Origin of the sequence: Streptomyces sp. 184, from assembly GCF_045781775.1 — a bacterium.
GTDB lineage: Bacteria > Actinomycetota > Actinomycetes > Streptomycetales > Streptomycetaceae > Streptomyces.
In genome coordinates this window covers 2,483,666-2,507,447 of sequence record NZ_CP123230.1, presented here as the reverse complement: position 1 = coordinate 2,507,447, position 23,782 = coordinate 2,483,666, and the positions used below count along the sequence as shown (strand labels likewise).

The 23,782-nt window shown below is 72.8% G+C and carries 21 protein-coding genes; 9 read left to right on the top strand and 12 right to left on the bottom strand.

From position 1 onward, the window contains the following. Nucleotides 1-14: 14 nt before the first annotated feature. The gene (locus QBL21_RS10730; RefSeq protein ID WP_407561875.1) at nucleotides 15-569 is read right to left on the bottom strand and encodes a hypothetical protein; all 555 of its coding nucleotides are present in this window, start codon (nucleotides 567-569) and stop codon (nucleotides 15-17) included. Between the two features lie 149 nt (nucleotides 570-718). Next, complete coding sequence (locus tag QBL21_RS10725; RefSeq protein ID WP_407561874.1) at nucleotides 719-2,290, bottom strand: helix-turn-helix domain-containing protein; 1,572 nt, start codon at nucleotides 2,288-2,290, stop codon at nucleotides 719-721. 156 nt (nucleotides 2,291-2,446) lie between these two features. Here QBL21_RS10725 and QBL21_RS10720 point away from each other — a divergent pair, with 156 nt between their 5' ends. From QBL21_RS10720 to QBL21_RS10685, 8 genes are all read left to right on the top strand, one after another. Continuing rightward, nucleotides 2,447-3,499 (top strand): LacI family DNA-binding transcriptional regulator, encoded by a 1,053-nt coding sequence (locus QBL21_RS10720; protein WP_407561873.1) that lies wholly within the window; start codon nucleotides 2,447-2,449, stop codon nucleotides 3,497-3,499. Between the two features lie 13 nt (nucleotides 3,500-3,512). Beyond that, the gene (locus QBL21_RS10715; protein WP_407561872.1) at nucleotides 3,513-4,283 is read left to right on the top strand and encodes an ABC transporter ATP-binding protein; all 771 of its coding nucleotides are present in this window, start codon (nucleotides 3,513-3,515) and stop codon (nucleotides 4,281-4,283) included. Then, nucleotides 4,270-5,103, top strand: a complete 834-nt coding sequence (locus tag QBL21_RS10710) for an ABC transporter permease (RefSeq protein ID WP_407561871.1) — start codon at nucleotides 4,270-4,272, stop codon at nucleotides 5,101-5,103. The genes QBL21_RS10715 and QBL21_RS10710 overlap by 14 nt, the downstream gene beginning before the upstream one ends. 61 nt (nucleotides 5,104-5,164) lie before the next feature. Then, nucleotides 5,165-6,280 (top strand): ABC transporter substrate-binding protein, encoded by a 1,116-nt coding sequence (locus QBL21_RS10705; RefSeq protein WP_407561869.1) that lies wholly within the window; start codon nucleotides 5,165-5,167, stop codon nucleotides 6,278-6,280. Nucleotides 6,281-6,324: 44 nt separating this feature from the next. Continuing rightward, on the top strand, nucleotides 6,325-7,158 hold the full coding sequence (locus QBL21_RS10700) for an N-acyl homoserine lactonase family protein (protein WP_407561868.1): 834 nt from the start codon (nucleotides 6,325-6,327) through the stop codon (nucleotides 7,156-7,158). Then, nucleotides 7,155-7,952, top strand: a complete 798-nt coding sequence (locus QBL21_RS10695) for a glutamine amidotransferase (protein ID WP_407561867.1) — start codon at nucleotides 7,155-7,157, stop codon at nucleotides 7,950-7,952. The genes QBL21_RS10700 and QBL21_RS10695 overlap by 4 nt, the downstream gene beginning before the upstream one ends. Before the next feature lie 286 nt (nucleotides 7,953-8,238). Continuing rightward, entirely contained in the window at nucleotides 8,239-9,234 is a 996-nt protein-coding gene (locus tag QBL21_RS10690) for a hypothetical protein (protein WP_407561866.1), read from the top strand. A 119-nt stretch (nucleotides 9,235-9,353) separates the two neighbouring features. After that, nucleotides 9,354-10,874: a PQQ-dependent sugar dehydrogenase gene (locus tag QBL21_RS10685; RefSeq protein ID WP_407561865.1), complete on the top strand. Its 1,521-nt coding sequence runs from the start codon at nucleotides 9,354-9,356 to the stop codon at nucleotides 10,872-10,874. 53 nt (nucleotides 10,875-10,927) lie between these two features. Here QBL21_RS10685 and QBL21_RS10680 read toward each other — a convergent pair whose 3' ends face one another. Continuing rightward, on the bottom strand, nucleotides 10,928-11,962 hold the full coding sequence (locus QBL21_RS10680; RefSeq protein ID WP_407561864.1) for a ParB/RepB/Spo0J family partition protein: 1,035 nt from the start codon (nucleotides 11,960-11,962) through the stop codon (nucleotides 10,928-10,930). 201 nt (nucleotides 11,963-12,163) lie between these two features. Here QBL21_RS10680 and QBL21_RS10675 point away from each other — a divergent pair, with 201 nt between their 5' ends. Beyond that, entirely contained in the window at nucleotides 12,164-13,651 is a 1,488-nt protein-coding gene (locus QBL21_RS10675) for a vanadium-dependent haloperoxidase (RefSeq protein WP_407561863.1), read from the top strand. A gap of 123 nt (nucleotides 13,652-13,774) precedes the next feature. Here QBL21_RS10675 and QBL21_RS10670 read toward each other — a convergent pair whose 3' ends face one another. The 9 genes from QBL21_RS10670 to QBL21_RS10630 form a co-directional block, all read right to left on the bottom strand. Next, a complete protein-coding gene (locus tag QBL21_RS10670) occupies nucleotides 13,775-15,382 on the bottom strand; it encodes an FAD-dependent monooxygenase (RefSeq protein WP_407561862.1) in 1,608 nt (535 codons plus the stop codon). 81 nt (nucleotides 15,383-15,463) lie between these two features. Further along, the gene (locus tag QBL21_RS10665; protein WP_407561861.1) at nucleotides 15,464-17,209 is read right to left on the bottom strand and encodes a cation acetate symporter; all 1,746 of its coding nucleotides are present in this window, start codon (nucleotides 17,207-17,209) and stop codon (nucleotides 15,464-15,466) included. Beyond that, nucleotides 17,206-17,541, bottom strand: coding sequence for a DUF485 domain-containing protein (locus QBL21_RS10660; protein WP_407561860.1), 336 nt, complete (start codon nucleotides 17,539-17,541; stop codon nucleotides 17,206-17,208). Before QBL21_RS10660 ends, QBL21_RS10665 begins: the two co-directional genes overlap by 4 nt. A 187-nt stretch (nucleotides 17,542-17,728) precedes the next feature. After that, the gene (locus QBL21_RS10655; RefSeq protein ID WP_407561859.1) at nucleotides 17,729-18,430 is read right to left on the bottom strand and encodes an SDR family NAD(P)-dependent oxidoreductase; all 702 of its coding nucleotides are present in this window, start codon (nucleotides 18,428-18,430) and stop codon (nucleotides 17,729-17,731) included. 40 nt (nucleotides 18,431-18,470) lie between these two features. After that, nucleotides 18,471-19,256 carry a 2,3-dihydro-2,3-dihydroxybenzoate dehydrogenase gene (locus QBL21_RS10650; RefSeq protein ID WP_407561857.1) on the bottom strand — a complete coding sequence of 262 codons (786 nt, stop codon included), beginning with the start codon at nucleotides 19,254-19,256 and terminating at the stop codon, nucleotides 18,471-18,473. Continuing rightward, complete coding sequence (locus QBL21_RS10645) at nucleotides 19,256-20,464, bottom strand: FAD-dependent monooxygenase (protein WP_407561856.1); 1,209 nt, start codon at nucleotides 20,462-20,464, stop codon at nucleotides 19,256-19,258. Before QBL21_RS10645 ends, QBL21_RS10650 begins: the two co-directional genes overlap by 1 nt. Nucleotides 20,465-20,474: 10 nt before the next feature. Further along, complete coding sequence (locus tag QBL21_RS10640) at nucleotides 20,475-21,794, bottom strand: phenylacetate--CoA ligase family protein (RefSeq protein WP_407561855.1); 1,320 nt, start codon at nucleotides 21,792-21,794, stop codon at nucleotides 20,475-20,477. Then, on the bottom strand, nucleotides 21,791-22,627 hold the full coding sequence (locus QBL21_RS10635) for an amidohydrolase family protein (protein ID WP_407561854.1): 837 nt from the start codon (nucleotides 22,625-22,627) through the stop codon (nucleotides 21,791-21,793). Before QBL21_RS10635 ends, QBL21_RS10640 begins: the two co-directional genes overlap by 4 nt. A 14-nt stretch (nucleotides 22,628-22,641) precedes the next feature. Next, nucleotides 22,642-23,745, bottom strand: a complete 1,104-nt coding sequence (locus tag QBL21_RS10630; protein WP_407561852.1) for a 3-dehydroquinate synthase II family protein — start codon at nucleotides 23,743-23,745, stop codon at nucleotides 22,642-22,644. Nucleotides 23,746-23,782 lie beyond the last annotated feature (37 nt).

Below are 23,782 nucleotides of genomic sequence, written 5' to 3'. Positions count from 1 at the left end.
CGGTCCCCCCGCCCTCAGTTGCAGGTGTTCGCGGTGCGGACGGCATCGATGAGAGCCGTGTCGGATCCCTTGGAGTTCTTCATGATCGCGACAACCTTGGAGCACTGCGGGACATGCCAGTGCAGCCCGGTGTAGACCGGTCCCGCGTATTGGCTGAAGTCACCCTCATCCGTGCGGCATTCCGGGTCTTCAAGGGTGTACTCGCATGTCCTGAGCCGCATGTACTTCGAGCTGCCGGTGTTGTTGTCGAAGAGCATGCAGTAACGCCAGTTCCCGCCGGACGTCAGCTTCGAATAGCGGAACAGCGTCCCCAGGCGCCAGCCGTCGTCCGGCAACTGCTCGGCCCCGACGAGGTTGTAGCCGTCGCCGCACAGCGTGGCCATCGTCTGCACCGCCTGCGGGTCCGCGGCGGCGATCCGCCGCGTCTCCTCGTCCGCCCGGGGCGCGACCAACTCGTCGAGCGCGTCGGCGGCGGACGCCTGCGCGGGCCACGCTCCTGCGGGCACGATTGCCCCGATGCTCAGCGCGAGAGCCGCGCCGACGATGGCTCCGGGCTTCACCCACTTCATACTGTCTCCCCATCCTCGGATTCCTCGCTTTGTTCCGTTCATGACTGAACGGGCAGAAGCTAAGCGGGGTTGGAGTTCGGCGGACAACGTGCACGGCGCGCAGCCGGGACGGGCCGGCTGGGCACGGTGCACGGATTCTCAGAAGGTTCTCAGGAATCCTTCATGGGAGTTCGGCCGCACGGCCCCTCCGCGATGGCGAGGGCCTGGACGAGGTCGTAGCTGCCGAAGCCGCTGTTGAGCAGGTCCCGGTTGAGCAGCACCTCGGCGGTGCGCAGCCGCGCCCTGACGGTGTTGCGGCTGATGCCGAGGTCGCGGGCGGTGCGCTGGGCGTCGGCGTTGGCGGCGATCCAGGCCCGGGCCGTGGTGCGCAGGGTGTCCTCCAGCGGGTGCAGGAAGGCCGCCGCCCAGGACCTCGCGGGCGGCGAGCGGATCAGCTCGTGGAAGGGGGGCGCGGGGTCGCCGGGGCCGGCGGTCGGGGGCGGGGGGTCGGCGAGGGCCAGGGCGAGGTAGAGCAGGGCCCGGGAGACCACCTCGCCGAGGTCGAGGCCGAGGAGGCGCTCCGCACGTCTGAAGTGGGCAGCGACCGTATTGCGGCTGACGTCCAGGAAACGGGCGGCCCCCGAGCGCGACACGGTCAGCCCGACCCGCAGGATGTGCACGGTGAGCCGGGGCGCGGCGGCCAGGGGGCGCAGGAACGAGCGGGCCCACTCCACCGCGTCCGGCCGGGGCAGGAGGCGGGCGAGGGGCGACTCGCCGCGGTAGGTCGCCACGGCGCCGGGCAGGTTCCGGGCTACGGAGAGCGCGTGCCGGGCCTGCTCGTACGCCTGCGACGTGGCCTCCAGCGCATGGACGGCACTGATACCCAGGGCGTAGCCGGCGTTGTCGCGCGCCAGCCGGCGCAGCTCCGCGCCCCGGTCTGCGGGCGCGCGGTCGTCGGAGTCCTCGGAGACGAGACAGATCAGGTGCTCGCGCATGGCCGGGCACTGCACCAGGAGATCGCGGTCGTGGTAACCCGAGGGGTCCTGGAGGTCGAGGGCGAGCCGGTCCCGCTCGGCCGGGGGGCACTGGAGGAGGTAGATCCGCAGGGTGCCGGCGTCCAGCAGTTCGGGGATGGCGCCGCTGGTCATCCGGCGAGCCAGGTCGGGGTCGCCGGCCAGCAGCGCCTGGAGCACCGCGAAACGCACCTGCCGGGCCTTGTCCTGGTAGTTGCGGTGCACCGCTGCGGCTTCGTGCAGGCGCAGCAGGAGCGCGGCGGAACGGGCGGCGTCCGTGGCGAGGCGGGCGGCCTCCCGGGCGGGTGGCGCCGCGCCCGCGACGACCAGCACCGGCCTCGGGGGCCACGGGCTGAGGGCGTCACCGGCGCCGGGAACGGCCACGCGGGGGCAGCGGCCGGCGGGCTCGGGCTGCGGATCGAGGGCTTCGAGACGCAGGTGCAGCCCTCCGGTCTCCAGCCCGGCGACCCCGGCCCGGCCCCCGCAGAGGCGGGCGAGCCCGGTCGCCAGTGTGCCCAGCACGGCGCCGGGGAACCCCGCGGAGGCTGCGGCCACCGTCCCCGTATTCCAGACGAGCGCGACGTGCGCGTCGATGTGCCCGCCCAACCAGTCGACGATGCGCCGCAGGTCGGGCTCGACGGGGCGGGCGGCCTGCCGCTGCACCTCGCGTAGCAGTTCATCGGAGCGCGCCATGCGCCAGTACGGATCCCTGCCCCCTGTTACCTGCATGGCGGCTCCCCCTCTGCATCAGGCAGACATCCTGCGGACTTTCCCTGAGAAGCGCGGGCCCGGAACGCCACACCCCGGGGGTTGACGTCGCGGCGGCATCCGGTTTACGTTGTGCAAACCGGTTTGGCAAACCGGTTTGCGTGAGAGGAGAACGGGATGGCACGACCGGTCATAGCGGATGTCGCCGCCCGTGCGGGCGTCAGCAGGACGACCGTCTCGCACGCCCTGTCCGGCAAGCGGCCCGTCAGCCCCAGCGTGCTCAAGCGCGTACAGGAGGCGATGGCGGAGCTGGGCTACGTGCCGCGGCGCGCGGCGCAGACGCTCAAGAGCGGTGCCTCCCAGATCGTCGGCCTCATCGTGCCGGACATCAGCAACACCTTCTTCGCCGACCTCGCCAAGGGCGTCGAGGACGTCTCCCTGGAGCAGGGCTACAACGTCGTCTTCGGCAACACCGCCTTCGAGGTCGAGCGCGAGCGCTTCCACCTCAACATGATCCGGTCGCGGGCCGTCGACGGCGTCGTCTACGCCGCCGGTGCGCCCTCGCCGGCCCCGGACACCGCCGAGATGCTGGCGGGGCTCCCCTTCGTGCTGGTCGACGAGGAGGTGCCGGGAATCGGCGCCACCAGCGTCGTCTCGGACAACGCGGAGGGCGGACGCCTCGCCGCCCGGCATCTGGCGGCCCTGGACCACCGGGACGCCCTCGTGCTGTCCGCCTCGTCCCAGCTCATGTCGAGCCTTCGTCGCGTCGAGGGCTTCCGTGACCTCTGGCGGGATACGGGCGGAGGCTGCGAGGTGCGTCCCGGTGGGTTCACCTACGACGGCGGCTACGCGGCCGTACGCGAGGCCGCCGACCTCTTCCTCGACCGCGGCGTCACCTGCGTCTTCGCGGTCAACGACATGATGGCCTTCGGCGCCGTCGCCGCCCTGCGCGACCTGGGCCTCGACGTCCCCGCGGACGTCTCCGTCGTCGGCTTCGACGACGTGCTGGCGGCCCATCTGATCGCGCCCGCGCTCACCACGGTGCGCCAGGACGCCGCGGTCCTCGGCCGGACCGCCGCCGAGGAGCTGTACCGCATCATCGCCGAGCCCGGCAGCGGGCCCGAGCACACCGTACTGCCCGTGACCTTAAGGGAACGCCACTCCACCGCGCCGGCGGCGACCCGTCGCCCGGCAGGCCGCAAGGGAGCGTCAGGCCGTACGGGCAAGTGAGGAGCGTGAGGACGTGTCCGGCATCCATGTAGCACAGGCATCGAAGCTGTTCGTCAGCCGCCGGCGGGAGACGCTCGCGCTCTCGCGGACGGAACTCAGCGTGGCATCCGGCGAGATCGTCTGCCTCGTCGGGCCGAGCGGCTGCGGGAAGACCACGCTGATGAACCTCATCGCCGGCTTCGAGCAGCCCACCGAGGGCAGCGTCGAGGTCGGCGGCCGGCAGGTCGAGGGCCCGTCGGCGGACCGCGCGGTCGTCTTCCAGTCGGACGCGGTCTTCCCCTGGCTGACCGTACGGGACAACGTCTCCTACGGCCCGCGCATGCGCGGCGTACCGCGCGCGCAGTGGGCCCCGGCCGTCGACCACTTCCTCGCCCAGGTGGGGCTGAGCGACTTCGCCGACGCCTACCCCAAGGAGCTGTCCGGCGGCATGCGCAAGCGCGTCGACCTGGCCCGCGCCTACGTCAACGAGCCCGAGGTGCTGCTGCTCGACGAGCCGTTCGGCGCGCTGGACCTGTTCACCAAGGAGGAGATGTGGCTCTTCCTGATCAAGACGTGGGAGGCCGCGCCGAAGACCGTCCTCTTCGTCACCCACGACATCGAGGAAGCCCTGTTCCTCGGCGACCGGATCGCGGTCATGACGCCGCGCCCGGCGCGGGTGCGCGAGATCGTCGAGGTCCCCTTCGACCGGCCCCGGGACCTCGACGTCCGCGGCGAGCCCGAGTTCCAGCAACTGCGCCTGCGCATCGCCCACCTGCTGAGGGAGACGACCGATGACGCTGCCTGAGACGACTCCCGTACGCCCGCCCGCGGCGCCCGACCGCCCGTCCCGTACGTCGAAGCGGTCCGCCCGGCGGCTGGCGGGACCGGCGCTGTCCGTGGCCGTGATCGCGCTGGCGCTCTTCCTGTGGTGGCTCTTCACCACCGCCACCGACGCGATCGACCCGCTGAAGTTCCCCGCGCCCGACAAGGTGTGGGACAGCGCGTCGAACCTGCGCGAGACGCTGTGGTCGGACGCCACCGCGACGCTCGGCAGGGTGGTGGTCTCGTGGTCCGTCGGCAGCGCCCTCGGCGTCGCGGTGGGCCTGGTCATGTCCCGTTCGCGCACGCTGTTCTACGCGCTGACGCCGGTGATCGAGGCCGTCCGGCCGATCCCGCCGGTGGCACTGATCCCGTTCGTCATCCTGTGGTTCGGCATCGGCGACAGCGGCAAGATCTTCCTCGGCGCGCTGGCCTCGTTCATGGTCATGGTCGTCAACACGATCGTGGCCGCGGGCAACGTCAACCCGCTGTACGGCCGGGCGGCCCGGTCGCTGGGCGCCGGCTCCGGGCAGGTCTACCGCACGGTGGTGCTGCGGGCCATCGTCCCCGAGCTGCTCTCCGGGCTGCGCATCGGCAGCGCGCTGACCTTCGCGGTCGTGGTGGCCGCGGAGTTCCAGGGCGCGCAGAGCGGTCTGGGGCGGCTGATCATGCAGGCCAGCCGGACCCTCAACACCCCGTCCGTGCTGGTGGGCACGATCATCATCGCGATCGAGGCCGTCCTGCTGGACCGGATCATCAAGCTGCTGAGCGACCGGGCCACGCGCTGGTCCGCGTCGGCTCCGTGAGCGCTCCCCGCGCCGTCCCGCCGCCGGGGCGCGCGCACGAACCACCCGAGGAGAGCACGACATGCGCACGTCCTCACCGCTGACCGCCGGCCTCGCCGTCTCCGCCGCCCTGGTGCTCACCCTGTCCGCCTGCGGCTCCGGCACGGAGCCCGGCGGCGGCGACCCGAACACGGTGCGGCTGGGCATCTCCCCGTTCCAGGACACCATGCTGCCGATCATCGGCCAGGAGAAGGGCTGGTTCGCCGAGGAGGGCCTGAACGTCGAGCTGAAGACGCTGGCGTGGAACACCGTGACGCCCTCGGTCGCTTCCGGGTCCGTCGACGTGGCGATCAACAACACCACGGGCCTGGTCTCGGTGGCCGAGGCCACCGACGACATGGTCTACGCCTACGGCTTCAACCCGTTCACCGAGGGCTCCGCCCTCGTCGCCCGCCCCGGCAGCGACCTCACCACCTACGAGGACGCCGTCGACAAGGGCGAGGACGAGGAGAAGGCGCGCACCGAGGTCATCGAGCAGTTGCGCGGGAAGACGGTCGTCACCACCAACGCCACCGACATGGGCAAGGCGCTCGACCTCGCGCTGGAGTCGGTCGGCATGTCGACCGACGACGTGACGGTCATCGACATGGACCCGGACCAGGGCCTGGCCGCGTTCCTGTCCGGTACGGGCGACGCCTACATCGGCGGCGCCCCGCAGCGCGCCCGGGCCGTCGCCGACGGCTCCCCCGTGCTGCTGGCCGGCCCCGACCTGGCCCCGCCGCCGATCAACGGCTGGGTCACCACGGACTCGTACCTGGACGGGCACGAGGACAAGATCCTCAAGCTCACCCACGTGATGCACCGCATCTTCCGCTACTGCGACGCCGAGACCGAGGCGTGCGGAAAGATCATCACGGACCGGCTGAACAAGGAGACCGGCAGCCAGTCCAGCGTCAAGGACTTCGTGGACGCCTGGCAGAAGATCGAGCTGTACGCGCCGAACGCCGCCGCGGTCAGGAAGTGGGTCCTGGACGAGGACGGCGTCGCCTACTGGAAGCGCACCTGGGACGGCGACAACGACTATCTGACCCGCACCGGCGCCCTCGGCTCCCCCGTCGACCCGAAGAAGCACTTCGCGGGCGAGAAGGTCTGGCGGGACTACGTGGACAAGTACGGCGAGCACGAAGAGGGCTACTGAGCACCGCGGCCCGGCGGGCCGGCGGTCGGAGCGAGGAGGACGCCATGAGCGGCAAGCACACCATCCACCACATCGTGACCGGCGAGCTGGAAAGCTCCCTGTCGGTGAGCCTGCTGAACGCCGGCGCGCATCCGGATCTCGACCGCGACTCCGTGCTCCCGTACGGCTACCGCCACGACATCCGCCGCCGGGACGGCAGCCTCAACGAGGGCGTGATGGTGCCGGTGCCGGTCTGGCTCATCGAGGGCGCGGACCGCACGATCCTCATCGACACCGGCCTCGGCGACATCGACGAGGTCTCGGCCATGCAGTCGCGCTACGGCGTCGACTTCGTCGCCGAGCGCCGCGGGTCGCGGCAGGACCTCGTCGCGGGACTGGCCCGGCACGGCGTCCGGCCCGCGGACGTGGACGTCGTGGTCCTCACGCACCTGCACTTCGACCACATCGGAAACAACGAGCTTTTCCCGCGGGCGACCTTCGTGGTGCAGCGCGACGAGTTGCCGCAGGGAATCGCGCCGCCGCAGTTCTGCATGTTCTATTACCCGGAGTACTCCTACAAGGTCACCGACGTACGCGACCGGCTCCGGGTGATCGACGGCGACGTGGAACTCGCGGACGGCATCAGGCTGGTGAAGATCGGCGGCCACACCCCCGGCTGCATGGTGGTCATGGTCGAGACCGAAAGCGGCACCGTCTGCCTCACCAGCGACGTCATGTACAACTACCGGAATCTGGAGCTGAACTGGCCGATGGGGTCCTTCTGGGACCTGGCCCAGCTCATGCGTGGATACGACCGGCTGCATCGCGAGGCCGACATCATCGTCCCCGAGCACGACTGGCAGTTCACGGAGCACTTCCCGAAAGGAACCATTCGATGACCGCGAAGAAACTGCTGCTGCTCGGTGAGTCGTGGACCACGCACATGATTCACCAGAAGGGCTTCGACACCTTCACGACCACGGAGTACGTCGAGGGTGCCGGCCCGCTCACGGCGGCGCTGACGCGGCGCGGCTGGGAGGTCGACCACCTCCCGGCGCACACCATAGAGCGGGACTTCCCCGCGGACGCCGCAAAGCTGGGCGCGTACGACTGCGTCGTCATCTCCGACGTGGGCGTGAACACCTTCCAGCTCACCCGCTCCGTCTTCAACGACGGCGACCGGGACGTGGACCGGCTGGGGATGATCCGCGCGTACGTGGCCGGCGGCGGCGGGCTGGCCATGGTCGGCGGCTACCTGTCGTTCGCGGGCATCGACGGCAAGGCACGCTACGCCGCCAGCCCGCTGGCCGACGTCCTGCCGGTCCGCGTACTCGACCACGACGACCGGCGCGAACTGCCGGACGGCCGCATTCCCGCCCCGCGCGCCGAGGCGCACCCCGCGCTGCCGGACGTGCCCGGGCCGTGGCCGTACCTGCTGGGCTACAACAGGACCGTGCTGCGCGACGAGGCGACGCTGCTCGCCGAGATCGACGGCGACCCGCTGATCGCGGTGCGCGAGGTGGGCGCGGGCCGTACCGCGGTCTTCACCTCCGACATGTCGGCGCACTGGGCCCCGGCCGCGTTCACCGACTGGACGGGCTACGGGCCGATGTGGGACGCGCTGCTGAGCTGGACCGCGGCGGCGGCGCGGGGCGCGGCACAGACGGTGTCCCCGAAAGCCGCGGCGCGGTAGGCGGGCTGCCCGGGTAGGGGCGGGGGAACGGGGGCGGCGGGCGGCGCCCGGCCACGCATCGGGGGCGCGGCCGGGCCGCCGTCCGCCGTGTGGTGCGGGCCCGCCGCCGGGGCCTTCGCCCGCCACCGCCCGTGCCACCCGGCGGACCCGCCCGGTCTCCTTCCCGGTCGCCGGCGGAGCCGCGACGGGTTGACGCGTTCACGTCCCGCGGATACCGTCCGCAGCGGGACGTAGCAAGCGCTTGCCGAATCGTTCGGGGTCCTCTTCGGGCAGGGGAGACGACGCAATGCCGAAGCACAGCGGGAGCGTTGCCGCGCGCATCGTCGCGGGCGCCGCGGCGCTGGCACTGACCGCCCTCGCGGCGGCGCCGGTGCAGGCGGCGCAGGACGTGGACGGACCGGGGGCGACAGGGCGGGGGGCACCTGACGTGCTCCCCGCCCTGCTGCCGGACCTCGTCGCGTACTACGACTTCGCCCACCCGGTCCGCGGCAACCCCGCCCGCGAACGGGACCGGGGCCGCTTTGGCACCGACATCGAGCTGGTCAACGGCGGCGCCGCGATGCGCGTGCCCGACCGCGCCTACCCGGGCGCCGGCAGCGCGCTTCAGACCGCCCAGGTCTCCCCCGCCGCCGCCGGGAACGACGACTGGAAGGCCGGCGTCCACTCCCCCGGCGGCGTGCCCGGCATGGGCGCGTTCAACGGGGCCGAGGCCGCCACCGTCATGGGCTGGTTCAAGGTGACGGGCGACAACCCCGCCCCCGACTCCACCACCGCCGACCCGGACGACCGCTACGGCGCCGTGGGCCTGGCGGGCGTGCTCTCCGGCGACTCCGACGGCCACGGTGTACGGGCCCTGCTGGAGCTGATCGAGGTGGACGGCGAGCTGCGGCTCGTGGCGCTGGGCCGCCGGCTCGACGAGGGCGCCTCGCAGACGTTCGCCGCCGCCGAGGACTGGCGCCGGCTGCTGCCGCCGGACGAGTGGGTGTTCCTGGCCGCGACGTTCGACTACTCCGACGGCACCATGAAGCTCTTCCGCAACGGCACCCCCCTCGACGGCTTCTACACCGTTCCCGGCGACCCGTGGCAGGTCGAGGGGCCCGGCGAGCACCGCGCCTCGCCCACGGATCCCGCGGGCATCAAGATCGGCGGGAGCTTCCCGCAGAACACGCGGGAGCGCAATCCCTGCAACTGCCGCATGGACAGCCTGATGTTCCTCGACCGCGAGCTGTCCGACGGGCAGGTGCGGGCGCAGTACCGGCTGATGGTCTCGCCGCGCCCCTGAGCCCCGCCCGCGCCCGCCACCGCGCCCGCCACCCCACCCGCAGACCGCCCGCCCGCGCACCCGCCGCACCCCGCCCGTAGCGCACGGGCAACCGCACCTCCCCCAGAACGGAGCCCGGCATGCCCCTACCCACCCGCCGGAAGAAGCCCCGGCCCCGCCTCCTCGCCCCGGCGCTCGCCGCGGCCGTGGCCGCGACCGCCCTCCTCACCGCCCCCGCCGAGGCCCGCACCGAGCCGGCCGCCGCCCCCGCGGCGGCGCCGCGTGACGCGCTGCTCCCCAAGCCCGTGCCCGCGAAGCTCGGGCTGGTCGTCGAGGAGTACGCGCAGTTCCCGAAGTCGGAGCCGACGCCGCCGCCGACCGACCCGCGGCTGATGCGGCACGCCCGGATCAACGCGCTCGCCGAACTCCCCGACGGCTCCGGCCGCAAGGCGGTGCCCGACCTCAACGGCAAGCTGTACCTCGTCGAGGACGGCGCGCAGCCGCGCCCGTACCTCGACGTCGGCGCCGCCTTCGCGCCGCGGTTCTTCTCCGGTCAGGGCCTCGGCCAGGGCTTCGGCTACGCGGCCTTCCACCCCGGCTTCGCCGACAACGGCATCTTCTACACCGTGCACACCGAACTGGCCTCCGCCACCGACGAGGAGCCGGACCTCACCCCGCAGCCGAACACCGGCTACCACGGCATCATCACCGAGTGGACCGCCGGCGACCCGGCGGCCGGCACCTTCTCCGGCAGCCGCCGCGAGGTGCTGCGGCTCGGCTTCAACGGGCGCATCCACGGCATCCAGCAGATCGCCTTCAACCCCAACGCCCGCCCGGGCACCGCCGACTACGGCAAGCTCTACCTCGCGGTGGGCGACGGCGGCACCGGCGTACGCACCGACGAGCCGCAGAACCTGGCGCTGCCGCACGGCAAGCTGCTGCGGATCGACCCGCGCGGCGACGACAGCGCCAACGGCGCGTACGGCATCCCCGCCGACAACCCCTTCGCCGGCCGCCCCGGCGCCCTCGGCGAGGTCTATGCCTACGGCTTCCGCGACCCGCACCGCTTCAGTTGGGACACCGGCGGCGAGCACCGGCTGTACCTCGGCCACATCGGCGAGCACGCCATCGAGTCGGTCTACGAGGTACGGGCCGGGGACAACCTCGGCTGGAGCGAGCGCGAGGGCCCGTTCGTCTTCGACAAGGACCCGGCCGACCCGTGCGACGCGTACAAGCCGCTGCCGCCCGACGACGACACGTACGGCTACACCTACCCCGTGGCCGCCTACGACCACGACCCGCCCGCCGACTGGAACTGCACCTCCGACATCGGCCGCGCCGTCTCCGGCGGCTTCGTCTACCGCGGCGCCGAGCTGCGCAAGCTGCGCGGCACGTACGTCTTCGGCGACCTCGTCGACGGCCGCGTCTTCGCCACGCGGAGCGCCGAGATGGACCGCGAGGCCGCGCAGATGGCCACGATCCACCAGCTCAGGCTCTACGACGCCGCCACCGGCGAGCGGGTCACGGCGCCGGACCTGGCCGGGGACACCCGCGTCGACCTGCGCTTCGGGCAGGACACGGCGGGCGAGCTGTACCTGCTGGCGAAGGCGAACGGCAAGGTCTGGAAGGTCACCGGCACCCGCGGCCCCGCGCTGCCGTAGCCGGTCCGGGAGCACGGGGCACCGCACCGCCCCGTGCCCGACGGGCGCGGGCGTCAGTCCGGTGAGCCGGGCTGCGTCCGCGCCCGTTGTTCCAGTTCGCGGGCGAACTCCAGCCAGGCGGCGGCGCACGACCGGGCCACCTCGGCGACGGCCGCGCGCCAGTGCGGGGGCACGGCGTCGGCGAGTTCGTCCAGGTCGCCGGGCTCCAGTACGTGGTCGTCGGCCCAGGCGAGGAAGGCCCGGCCGCTCTCCGCGTAGCGGATCGAGGGGTCGCGGGCCAGGCCGTCGCGTACCGCACGCCACCCCTCGGCGCGCGTTCCGGTCGTCGTACGGGTCCGCGGGGGGCCGGAGGACCGGGGGTCGGGGAGCGCGGGGCGGGGCGGGAGGGGGTCGCGGCCGGCGCGCAGGCGTTCGCGTACGTCGTGGGCCGTGCCCACCGAGATGCCGGCCGCCCTGGCGATGGCGCGCAGCGGCGCGTCGGGGTGCCGGGCGATCCACCGGCTCGCCCGCAGCCGGCCGGCGGAGGCGTCCAGGGGGCGGACCCGCCCGTCGCGCCCGACCCGGCCGCCGTCGCCGCCGTCGCCGTTCCCGCCCCCGGCCGGGACGAAGAAGCGCCGCCGGATCGCGCCCACCGTGGTCGGGGACAGTCCCGCCGCCGCGGCGACGGCGCGGTCCGACCACTGGCGGTACGTCGCCAGGATGCGGACGGCCGCGGCCTCGCGGTCGTGGAGGGAGAGCGGCAGCCCGCCGGTGAGGTTGCGCTCGACGGCGCGCAGGAAGGCTTCCTTCTCGTCGCCGTCGAAGAAGGTGGCGGGCAGGGTCGTCGCGCCCCTGAGCCGGGCGGCGTGCAGCCGGTGCATGCCGTCGACGACGCGCATCGTGCGGCGGTGGACGAGGACCGGCGGCAGGTCCGGCAGCGCGGCGAGCAGGCGGACGTGATCGGGCTCCACGCCGGCGAGCCGGGGCGAGTCGCCCGGCAGCAGCGACGCGACCGGCACCGCGACGGCCGCGTCCGCGGCCGGGCCGGCGACCGGGCCCGGCGGCGGGGGGTTTTTGTCCCGCTCCGTGTTTTCCCCGCTGCTCCGCATGCGCGCACTCACCCGTCGGCCGTAGGAGCTGGAGAGGAAGAAGGTGTGACGGCGGAATTCTTCCCGGCGGACGTCCGCGCGGGCAACAGCCGCAAATGCTCCAGCATGGGTAGTGCCCACTACCCGATCGAGCAGTGGACCGGGGGTGACCGCAGGTCTAGCGTCCTTCTCGGTGTGCAACCCCCTTAAGGAGATCGACCGGTGGCGAAATTGACACGGCTGCGGAACCGGCGCCTGGGATACGCGGTGGCCATAGCCACCGCGGCGGCGCTGACGGGGACCCTGACCAGTGCGGTACCGGCGTCGTCGCAGGACGACGGCTTCGACATCGACCGCGACAACGTGCTGATGGAAGTCGTGTATCCCAAGTTCCAGCGGGTGTCGCGGGAGGAGAGTTCGGGCCGCGCGGTGTCGCTGACCGTGGACCACGCGATGCTCATAGAAATGCCGTGGTTCGACGCCATCGCGCCCTATCACCCCACGGCCGAGGGCATCTTCTCGGATACGCCGCGCCGCCCGGAATCCGAGCACACGACGCGCAACAAGAACATCGCGGTCACCTACGCCGCGTTCACCTCGCTGAACGCCGTGCTGCCGGAGTACAAGTCCCGGTGGATCGAGATGATGGAGGCCGCGGGTCTCGACCCGAACGCCACCGCCGAGGACCCGACCACGGCCAGCGGTATCGGCATTCTCGCGGCGAAGAACGCGATCGCGGCGCGGAAGCGCGACGGCAGCAACCGGGACGGCGGCATGGGCGGCCGGAAGTACCACAAGCGCCCTTATGCCGACTACACCGGATACAGGCCCGTCAACTCGGCCTACGAATTGCGCAATCCGTCGCGCTGGCAGCCGAGCACGGCCTCGACCCGGGACGTCTACAAGGACCAGCAGTTCGCGACCCCGCACTACGGCCGGGTGAAGCCGTTCACGTACGACAGCCCCACCGAGTTCAAGGTCTCGCCGCCGGTGAACAGCAACCACCACAACCGCCGCGCGTACCAGCGCCAGGCGGACGAGGTGCTGAAGGCGTCGGCGAACCTGACCGACGAACAGAAGATGGCCGCCGAGCTGTTCAACGACAAGGTGCTCACCTTCGGCCAGTACGCGGGCACCCCCGTGGTGCTGGCGGGCAACCTCGACACCGAGCAGACCGTGCACTACATCACCATGTCCGACGTGGCGTTCATCGACGTCACCATCGCCACCTGGCACTACAAGCGCAAGTACGACTCGGTGCGGCCGGCCGGCGCCGTCCACCACGTGTACGGGAACCGGAAGGTGACCGCGTGGGGCGGCCCCGGGCAGGGCACCGTCGACGACATCACCGGCCGCGAGTGGCAGGGCTACCTGGGCTCGGTCTCCGCGGACCACCCCGAGTACCCGTCCGCCAGCTCCGCGCTCTGCCTCGCCTTCGCCGCGCAGGTGCGGCAGTTCACCGGCACCGACCAGATCAAGGTGACCGCCGCGTTCCCCAAGGGTTCTTCGCTGGTCGAGCCGGGTGTCACCCCGGCCGCCGACGTCACCCTCCAGTGGAACAGCTGGACGGAGTTCGCCGACGACTGCGGCGAGAGCCGGATCTGGGCGGGCGAGAACTTCCGGTCCTCGGTCCAGGCCGCGGAGCAGTACGCGCCCGAGATCGGCGACATGAGCTACGAGTTCGTGCAGCGCAAGGTGAATGGCGGCTGACCGAGAGCACGGCAGGAACGGGCGCCGGCCGCCGGCGGGTGAGGTCTCCCCGTCGGCGGCCGGCGCCGTCGGCGCGGGCGGCAGCCGCCGGGCGGGTCCGTACGGTCCGCCCGGCGGCTGCCGTCAGCCGGACGCGCCCGCGCCCCGTACCCGCCGGACCACCGCGGCCGGGTCCGCGGGCGCCCGGTTGCCGCGCCACGCCACGTGGTGGTCCGGCCGCAGCAGGACGAGGTCCCGCTCCCACAGCTCGCGCGCCCGCGCGTCCCGCACCACCGCGTGGTGTACGGGCACGCCCTGCGCGGCGGCGGCGGTCAGCAGCGGCCCGGCGCGGCCGTCGCCGGCGAAGTCGACGAGGGTGAACGCCGCGGCGAGCAGGTCGAACAGCGGGGTGCCGTCCGCCAGCGGCAGGCTGGGCGGGCGGCTGCCGGGCCAGGTCGTCGGCGTGTACGCGGCCGGGCTCCAGGCGGGCGCCGGGCCGGCCTCGTGGCAGACGACGGGCGAGTCGTCGTAGCGGTAGCCGAGTTCGACGCCGCGGTACTCGTTCTCGCCGCGCTCGCCGTTCAGGAAGCCGGCCACGGCGTCGAGCGGCACGCCTTCGCGCAGCAGCGTGCCGGCCCTCATGTGCACGCCGATGTGCCGGTGCGAGGTGCGCATGTTGCGCAGGCCGACGGGACGGCGGTCGGTCTCGTAGCTGTCGAGCAGCGCGGGCCCGCCCACCCGGCGGAGCAGCGCGGCGACCTTCCAGGCCGCGTCCATCGCGTCGCCGATGCCGGTGTTCATCCCGTACGCGCCGGTGGGGAACATGCGGTGGGCCGCGTCGCCGGCGAGCAGGACGCGGCCTGCGCGGTAGCGGTCGGCGAGCATGAAGCCGGGGCGCCAGCGGGAGGTCAGCAGCACCTTGTCGATCTTCAGCTCGGTGCCCAGGGTCGCCGGCAGGAAGGCCGCAGGGTCGGCGGGCGGGGTGGCGAACTCGTCCGGGTGCGATCCGTTGACGTGCGCGGTCCAGGTGTCCGTCTCGTCCTGGGCGATGATGACGTAGCGGAAGGCGAAGTAGTGCCAGAACGGGCCGTGCCGGTGCAGGGACGCCAGGTCGCGGCTCTTGAAGTGCACCATGAACGCGCCGGGCAGCCCGGGGACGCCGAAGCTGTCCTCGCCGATGCCGAGGACGGCGCGGACGCGGCTCGACGCGCCGTCGCAGCCGATCACGTACCGGGCCCGGATCCGGATCCGCTCGTCGGTCGTGACGTCGCGCAGGTCGCTGGTCACGCCCTCGTCGTCCTGGGTGAGGGTGTCGAACCGCAGGCCGGTGCGCAGGTCTATGAGCCGGCTGCGCCGGCAGTGGCCGCGCAGCACCGGCTCCAGCTCGATCTGGGAGATCCGCTGGCCGGGTTCGGCCGGCTGGGTGCCGTCGTCGTACGCGGCGATGCGCCGCCGCTCCTCGTCGACCGAGGGCAGCGCCCAGGTGGTGATCGGCTCGCCGGCGAGGCCGGTGGACCAGATGACGTCGGCCGGGTGCCGGGGCGCGACGCCGGCGGCGCGGATGTCGTCGGCGAGGCCGAGCTGCCGGAAGAACTCCATGCTGCGGGAGTTCACGTAGTCGAGTTTGGGGTGGGCGGTGGTCTCGTGGCCCTGGTCGGCCAGGACGCACCTGACGCCCCGGCGGGCGAGCGCCAGGGCGGTGGCCATGCCGACCGGGCCGGCGCCCACGACGAGTACCGGTGCTGGTTCCACGGATGCCTCCCCAGGGGTATGGGGCGGCCCGCGGGCCGCCCCATACCGTTGCGGTTGTCGTTCGGTGCCGGCCCGGCGGGCTCAGCGGGCTTCGCTGGGTGTACGGGTCTGGTTGCCCTGGTCGTCGGGACCGCCGGCGCCGGGGCCGCGGCCGTTGGGGCTCTGGCCGTTCCGGCCGCCGGCGGGCGCGGTCGCCGCCGCGCGCCCCGCGGTCTTGGCCGCGCCGGGTGCGAGGCCGCCGGTGAGGGCGCGTACCTGCATCTCGGCGAAGGCCGCGTCGTTGCGCTCCTTGCTGCTGAGCGAGCCGAGGTAGCCGAGCAGGAAGCCGGCCGGCACGGTGATCAGCCCGGGTTCGATGTCGATGAACTTGATGTTGTGGCCGGGGAAGATGGCGTCGTCCGGGCCGGTCACGCCGTTGGAGAAGATCACCAGGAAGAACAGCAGCGCCGTGCCGCCGTAGACGATCCACTTGAGCCCCGCGGTGTTGAACCGGCGCCAGAACAGGGCGTAGACGACGGCCGGGAGGATCGCGGTGCCGGCCAGGTCGATCGAGGTGGGGATGAAGATGTGGGTGCGCACCGGCAGCATCGCGACGCCGACGAGCACGGACGCGATGCCGATCCGCGCGGTGTTGCGGCGGATGTCCTTCAGCTCGTCGGCCGGGGACGGCTTGCGGCCGCGGGCGATGTTCAGGTCCTTGGTGACGCAGGTCACCGCGTTGATGAGCAGGGCCGCGTAGACGCCGACGATCGTCAGCAGGGCGATCGGGGCGAGCACACCGACCATCACCTGTCCGCCGAGTTCGTCCACGAGCTTGGGCAGGCTGATGTCGCGGTGGGCCTTGATCACGCCGATCCGCTCGGACCCGAGCACCGCCACGGAGGCGAAGCCGACGACGGACATGCACAGGTAGATGCCGACGACGATCATCGACGCCCAGCCGGCGGAGCGGCGGGCGTCCTTGCCGCTGGTGGTGGCGAAGTTGCGCAGGAACAGGAACGGGATGGCGGCGACGCCGACGGCGACGCAGAAGAGCTTCGAGAGGTGGACCAGCCGGTGCTGGCCCTCGCCGAACTCGCGGCCGGGGCCGAGCAGGTCGTAGCCGGCGGGGACGTCCTCGCGGTTCGCCTCGGCCTTGTCGAGGATGTCGAAGACGTTGAGGTTGAACTCCGCCAGCACCAGAAGGGTCAGCACCAGCACGGCGGTGAGCGTGAGGATCGCCTTGAACACCAGCAGCCGGGTGATGCCCGGCATACCGGCCATGTACGCGTACAGGACGGTGACGAGGCCCACGACGAGGACCGAAAGGCCCAGTCCCGCGACGTTCTCCAGGCCGAACCAGCGGTTGAAGATGAAGGCGATCGCGGCAAGGCTGATGACCGTGAACATTCCGTAGATCAGCAGCGTGACGACCGCCGCCGCCCTGCGCGCCTGGCGTTCTTCGGCGCGCATCGCGAAGATGTCGCCGAGCGTGTATCCGCCGAGGTTGCGTATGGGCGAGGCGAAGAGCAGCACGCCGAGCACCATCGAGGTGGTGAACGCGGTCAGCAGCATCGCGGCGTCGTAGCCGTTGAGCGCGATATGCCCGGTGATGATGAACAGGGTGGAGTACATGAGCGGCGCGGACGCCAGCGCGATGGCATTCTGTACGGGGCCGATCCGCCGGTTCGCGAGGAGGAAGTCGTCCGGGGTGCGCACGCTGTCGCGTACCGCCCTGACGACGAAGTACACCGCGACGGCGGCGGCTATCGTCGCGGGTATCGCGATTCCGGGCACCGCCCAGGTGTTGTCGATGGGCGGCGGCGGGTCGGCGAGGATCGTGCTCATCGCGGCTCTCCTTCCAGTTCCGCCCGGACCTGGTCGGTCAAGGGGTCGAGCCGGTTGGCGGCGTAGCGCAGATAACTCGCGCAGACCGTCACGACGACGACGAACGTCAGGAACATGAACAGCAGGCCGACATTGACGGGTCCGCCTATCTCCTGCCGGAAGAAACCGGGGGCGAAGGCGGCCAGCGACGTCCCGACGAACCACCATCCGAAGAAGAGGACGCATGCCCGGATGAGGAAGGAATTCGTCTTGCGCTGTAGGGACTTGAACCCGGCGCTGCCGTGCACGGCGAGATAGCGGTCGCCGCCCGCCGGCGAGTCCGTCGAACTCATGACACCTCCTTGACAGGGACGTCAGGACGAGGACGTCCGGACGTGGCGGTCATCCATGCAGTGTCGGGCGCTGCCGCGGCGGCGACATGACCCATTCACGCGGTCTTCCCGCGCGGTACGGGAATTGGCGTGACCGTGCGGGGGATTCACGTGGACCGGCGCTTCTCCGCACGGCGGAGAAGGGTTCTCAGAGAAGGACGTCGCCGCCGTCGATGTTCAGGTTGACGCCGTTGATCGCACGGTTCTCCAGCAGGAAGGTGATCGCGTGGGTGACGTCCCGCATCGTCACCGGCCGCCGGGTGAGGGCCTTCTCCTCGGCGGCGGATCGCGCGGCCGGCTTGTCGCTCCAGAACGGGGTGTCGGCGACGATGCTCGGGTGCAGGGCGTTGACGCGGATCGGCGACAGCTCGAACGCCAGGGTCCGCACCAGCGCGGCGATGCCGCCGTTCGCGGTGGTCACGGTGGTGGAGCCCGGGTACGGGCGGTGGCTGGCCAGGCCGCCGAGCAGGACGGCCGCGCCGTGGTCCGGCATCCTGGGGGCGAGCGCGTGCAGGACGGCGGTGTAGCCGGTGAGCTTCACGGTCAGCAGCCGGGTGGCGGCGTCGGGGCGGTAGTCGCGCACGGTGTTCTGGTCCCGGTCCAGCGCCGTGAGCACGAGGTGGTCGACGTGCTCGACGGCCCCCAGCGCGGTGATGGCGGCCCCGGGGTCGGCCAGGTCGAGCGCGAGGGCGCGGGTCCGGCCGCCGATCTCGTCGGCGGCGGCCTTGGTGCGCTGCTCGTCGCGGCCGGTGATGACGACGTCGCTGCCGCGGTCGGCGCAGGTCCGGGCGAAGTGCCGCCCGATTCCCGACGTTCCGCCGACGACCACGACCCGGGTGCGTTCCGACACGGTGGTGTTCCTTTCCTCAAGGGCGGGGCGGCCGGCGGCGTCACACGTGCAGTGAGGCGCCGCCGTCCACGTACAGGTCGTGCATCGTGACGTGGCCCGCCTGGTCGGACACCAGGTAGGCGACGGCTTCCGCCACGTCCCGCGGCTGGGCGAGCTTGTGCAGCGGGATGCCCACGCGGTACTCGGCCGGCATGCCCTCGACGACCTCCCGCAGCTCCGGGTCGCCGTCGTGCATGGCGCGGAGCATGGGCGTGTCCGTCGAGCCGGGCGAGACGACGTTGCAGCGGATGCCGTAGCCGGACAGCTCCAGGCCCAGGCAGCGGGTGAACTGGGCGGAGGCGGCCTTGGAGGCGGCGTACGCGGCCATTTCGGTACGCGGCACGCCGGCGGCGTTGGACGCCACCGTGACGATCGCGCCGCGCCGGCGGCGCATCATGCGGCGCGCCACCGCCCGCGAGACGTGGAACACGCCGCCGGCGTTGACCGCGAGGGTTTCGGCCCACTGCCGGTCCCGCAGCTCGACGACGCGGCCGGTGTGCATGACGCCGGCGGAGTTGACGAGGATGCCGACGGGCCCCAGTTCGTCCTCGACGCGTGCGACGGCGGCGTCCACCGCCGCGCTGTCGCACACGTCGACGGTGTAGCCGCGGGCCGGCACGCCCTCGGCCGCGAGCTTGGCGACGACCACGGCGAGTTTCTCCGCGTTGCGGTCCAGCGCGGCGACGTGCGCGCCGGCGCCGGCCAGGGTGGTGGCCACGGCCGCGCCGATGCCCTGCGCCGCTCCGGTGACCAGGGCGACGGTCGACTCGATTCCGGTCAGTTCCATCATGAACTCCTGCCGGTCGTGGCGACTGCCTGCTCGGCGTCGTACCCGAAGAGCCACCGGTGCCGGTCCAGCCCCGGTTCGGCGAGGGCACCGGTGTCGCGGCGCCGCTGCGCGGCGCCGTCGGCCAGGTGGAAGGTCTCGGCGTTGGCGCGGGACTGCTGCTGGATCCGGGTCGTACGGGGCAGGCGGATGCGCTCGTAGCGGCGCAGGGCCGCGCGCACCGCGTCCCGGCCGGCGCCGGCGCCGCCGGCCTCGGTGAGACAGCGGGCGAGGACGACGGCGTCCTCGACGGCCTGGTTCGCTCCCTGCGCCTGGAACGGGAGCATCGGGTGCGCGGCGTCGCCGATGACGCCCACCCGGCCCCAGCCGAGGCGGTCGGTGCTGTCGCGGTCGTGCAGCGCCCATCTGCTCACGTTCCGCGCGGCGTCCAGCAGCCGGAGCACGTCGTCGTGCCAGCCCTTGTACGCCGCCCGCAGCCCCGCGACGTCGCCCCGCGCCGACCAGGACTCCACCTCCCAGGACGCCGCCGGCACGGTCGCGCCGAAGCTGACCTGCCGGCCGCCCGAGACGGGGTAGCACACGCAGTGCTGCTCCGGCCCGAACCACAGCCGCACCCGCGGCTCGGCGAGCAGGTGGGGCACCCGCTCGGCGGGCACCAGCCCGCGGTAGATCGTCTGACCCGAGTAGCGCGGCCAGTCGGCGACGAACCACTCGCGCACCGCCGAGTGGATGCCGTCCGCGCCCACCACCGCGTCCGCCGCGACCGTCCGCCCGTCGGCCATGTGCAGCCGCGCCTCGGCCTCGTCCTGGGTGACGGCGACGAGGCGGGCGCCCAGGTGGAGCCGGTCCGGCGGCAGTTGGGACAGCAGCGCGGCGTGCAGGTCCGCGCGGTGCACGGTGTAGTACGGCGCGCCGAAGCGGCGCAGGCACCTGTCGCCCAGCGGGGTGCGCTGGAGCATCAGGCCGTCGTCCCAGCGCCGCATCTCGATCGCCTCCGGGGCGACCGCCACGGCGCGCAGCCGGGCCCGCAGGCCCAGGCGGTGCAGCAGCCGGGTGGCGTTGGGCGCGAGCTGCACGCCCGCGCCCACCTCGGCCAGGTGCTCCGCCTGCTCGTAGACGTGGCAGTCGGCCCCGCCGCGGCGCAGGGCGGCGGCGAAGGCGAGGCCGGCGATCCCGGCGCCGACGACGGCCACCCTCATCTGCGACATGCCTTCCTCCTCAGTAGTAGAGGAGCGCTTTGCTCCAGTCCTCGTCGGGGCCGAACAGGCTGCGCGGCTTGACCACGTCGGGCATGTTCGTGAGTGCGTCACCGGGGATCAGGGACCCCGGCGGCAGTCCGGTGACGTCGGCGTCCACGCCGAACTCGGCGCGTACGCCCGCCGCGAGCGCCGCCTCGGCGTCCGCGCGGTGCTCGGGCGGCACCTCGACCTCGATGCGCAGCGACACCGGCTCGGCGCGGGCGCGCCAGAAGTACACGCCGTAGGCGTCGGGGAGGGAGAAGACGACCTGTTCGAGACGGTGCTGGGTGACCTGCGCGTCGCCGACGCGGTGCCCGAAGGCCGCCCGGCCCAGGACCCGGACGGTGGGCAGGTGCCAGCCGCAGTCGCAGTCGTCGTACGAGACCTCGACGTCGTCCTCCAGGTTGTAGCGCAGCAGCGGCATCGCCTCGCGGTACAGCGGGGTGACGACGAGCTGCCCCGCGCCCTCCGCGGAGACGGTGCCGGTCCGCGGGTCGTACACCTCGAACAGCGCCCGGTCGGCCCACAGGTGCATCCGCCCGTACGCGCACTCCCCGGCGAGGCTGCCGGTCTCCGTGGAGCCGTACTCCTCGATCACCGGCACCCCCCACAGCCGGCTGATCCGCTCGCGGCGTGCGGTCGTCAGCGGCTCGCCGCCGACGAACAGCGCGCGCAGCGCGGGGAAGTCGGCGCCGGGGCGGTGGCCCGCGGCGGTGGCGGCGGCGGCCCAGATGAGGCACTCGGTCGGCACCGACCAGGTGAGCGTGACGCCCAGGTCGTGCAGGGTGCGCACCACGCGGGCGTACGGCATGGCCAGCGACCGGTTGTCGCCGGGCACGACGGTGGCGCCGTGCAGCCGGGCGGCGGCGTGCGCGAGGTGGCCGGTGAGCAGCAGCGCGTAGGGGGTGCGGACCAGGAAGACGTCCGCGGCGGAGATGCCGATCCACTTGCGGGCGAAGCGCTCGGCGAGGTCGAGCCAGTCCTCCTGGGTGTAGTACGACGGCGTGGGCCGGCCGGCGGTGCCGCTCGACTCGTGGTAGGTGGCCAGGCGTTCCTTCGGCACGCCGAGCATGCCGTACGGGTAGTTGTCCCGCAGGTCCTGCTTGGTGGTCAGCGGCAGGCCGGCGAGGTCGGCGGCGGTCGCGGGCAGGGCGGCGGACGTGGCCAGCCGGGGCCGGTAGAAGGGCGAGCGGGCGGCCCAGGCGACGGTCTGCGGGAGCTGCTTCTCCTGTAGGCCGCGCAGTTCCTCGGGTCCGTTCCACTGGCCGATGTGCGGCAGGTTCGCCGTTGCGTCGGTCACGGTTTCTCCTCCCCCAGTAGTCGGTGGGCGTTCTCCCAGGCGATCTGCCGCCACTGCTCCGGCGGGGTGCCGAGCGCCTCGAACTTGGCGAGTTCCACGGCCGGGTGCTGGAGCGGGTACTCGGAGCCGAAGACCACCCGGGCGGCGCCCAGCCGGTCGATCGCCGCCGCGGCCACGCACGTGTAGCCGCCGGAGGTCTCCAGCGCGATGTTGGGCTCGTCGCGGATCAGGGCCAGGGCGTGGAAGTCGATGTTGCCGATGCCGCTGTGCCCGAGCACGAAGTCCGTGCGCGGGAACCGGCGGGCCAGGGTCACGAGGTCGGCCACGCCCGCGCCGGGGCGGGCGAGGCAGACCGTGTAGACGGGGTGGCCGCGCTCGGCGGCCACCTCCACCAGGGCGGCGACGCGCGGGTCCGTGAGCGCGACGCCGTGCACCGCCGGCGAGATCTCCAGGCCGCGGAACTCCGCCGCCCGTGCCCGGTACGCCTCCGGCGGGCGGTGCGGGTTGGCGAACCAGAACGGCACCAGCCGCCCTCCCCCACCGGCTACGCCCTCACTGGCGGGGGGACCCCCATTCCCACCGGCTACGCCCTCACTGGCGGGGGGACCCCCGGTGCCCGCGCAGGCGGCGAGCACGGCGTCGTTGTCGGCGTCGGTCTCGACGTGCCCGCCCGCCACCAACTGGCGGGCGAGGGTGTCGAGGTCGATCGTGCCGCCGGCGCAGACCACCGCGCGCGCCAGGCCGCAGCCGTCCATCGCCGCGAGCAGCCGCTCCGCGGCGCCGGGGCGGGGCGCGAGGCGTACGTGGAAGTCCAGCACGGGCTGCCGGGTCATCTCGCGGCCACCGCTCACTTCTCGATGCAGAACTCGTCGATGGGGTAGCCGACGTGCCGCTGCTCGACGGGCAGGTAGCCGAGCACCTTCGTGCCGGCGGTCAGGTCGGTGACGTTGAGCACCTCGCCGCCGGGCCCGAGGACCCGTACGTGCCAGTCGTCCTGGACGATGAGGTTGACCGTCACCCCCGACGGCGCGACCGCGTCGATCGCGAGCAGCGGCCGTGTCTCGATCTTGACCCGGCCCACGGTGACGACGCGGGACTTCCCCGCGGAGTCGACGGCGAGCACCTTGCCGCCGGAAGTCAGCTCGCTGAGGTAGTTGGTGCGGCCCTCGGCGGAGAGCGTGTACGAGTGCAGCGCGCCGGCGTTGACGCGGAACGGGCGGGTCGGCATGTACGGCAGCGGGTGGGTCTCGCTACAGCACAGGATCATGCCGGTGGAGTGCGAGCCGACGAGGATGCCCTCGTCCAGGCGGAAGTTGGTACACGTGTCCACGCAGGCCCGCTCGCCCATGCCGACCCGGCGGATGCCCGTCACCTCCAGCTCCACCAGCGCCAGGTCCGCGGCCTGGCTGACCGCGGCGGCCTTCAGGTCGGTCGCCTCGCCGGGGGCGCGGGGGGCGAGCATCACGCCGTCCGAGCCGTGTTCGAGGACGCCGAAGACGATCTCGGCCTCCTCCACGTCCGCGACGCGGGTGACGATGCTGCCCTCGGCGCCGGCCGCGGCGGCGAGCACGATCTCCAGCGGGATCTTGGTGGGGTCGCGGAAGTCCAGCAGGCTCCACCGGTCCTGGCGCGCGGCGCGGCAGGCGTCGTCGAGGCTGCCGGCGTCGGTGATCTCGACGTAGCGGCCGAACTCCACGCCCTCGTGGGCGAGCGCGAGCGCGGCGGGGTCGCCGTGGCGGGCGGGGTCGACGATGACGAGGTCGGCGGGCTCCAGCTTCTCGGGCAGCGGCCGGCCCTGCGGGAAGAGCACCTTCTTCACCGTCGGGGGCAGCGGCTCCAGGTCGGCCGGGTCGGCCGCCACGATGGCGTCGACCCGCTGGTGGATGGCTTCTTCGACGATGGCCTCCTTGGCCCCGTCGGCGGCACGGATGTCCAGCCAGCACAGCTTCACGGATCTCTCCTCAGAGCGGTTGGTCGGCGGGGTTCTG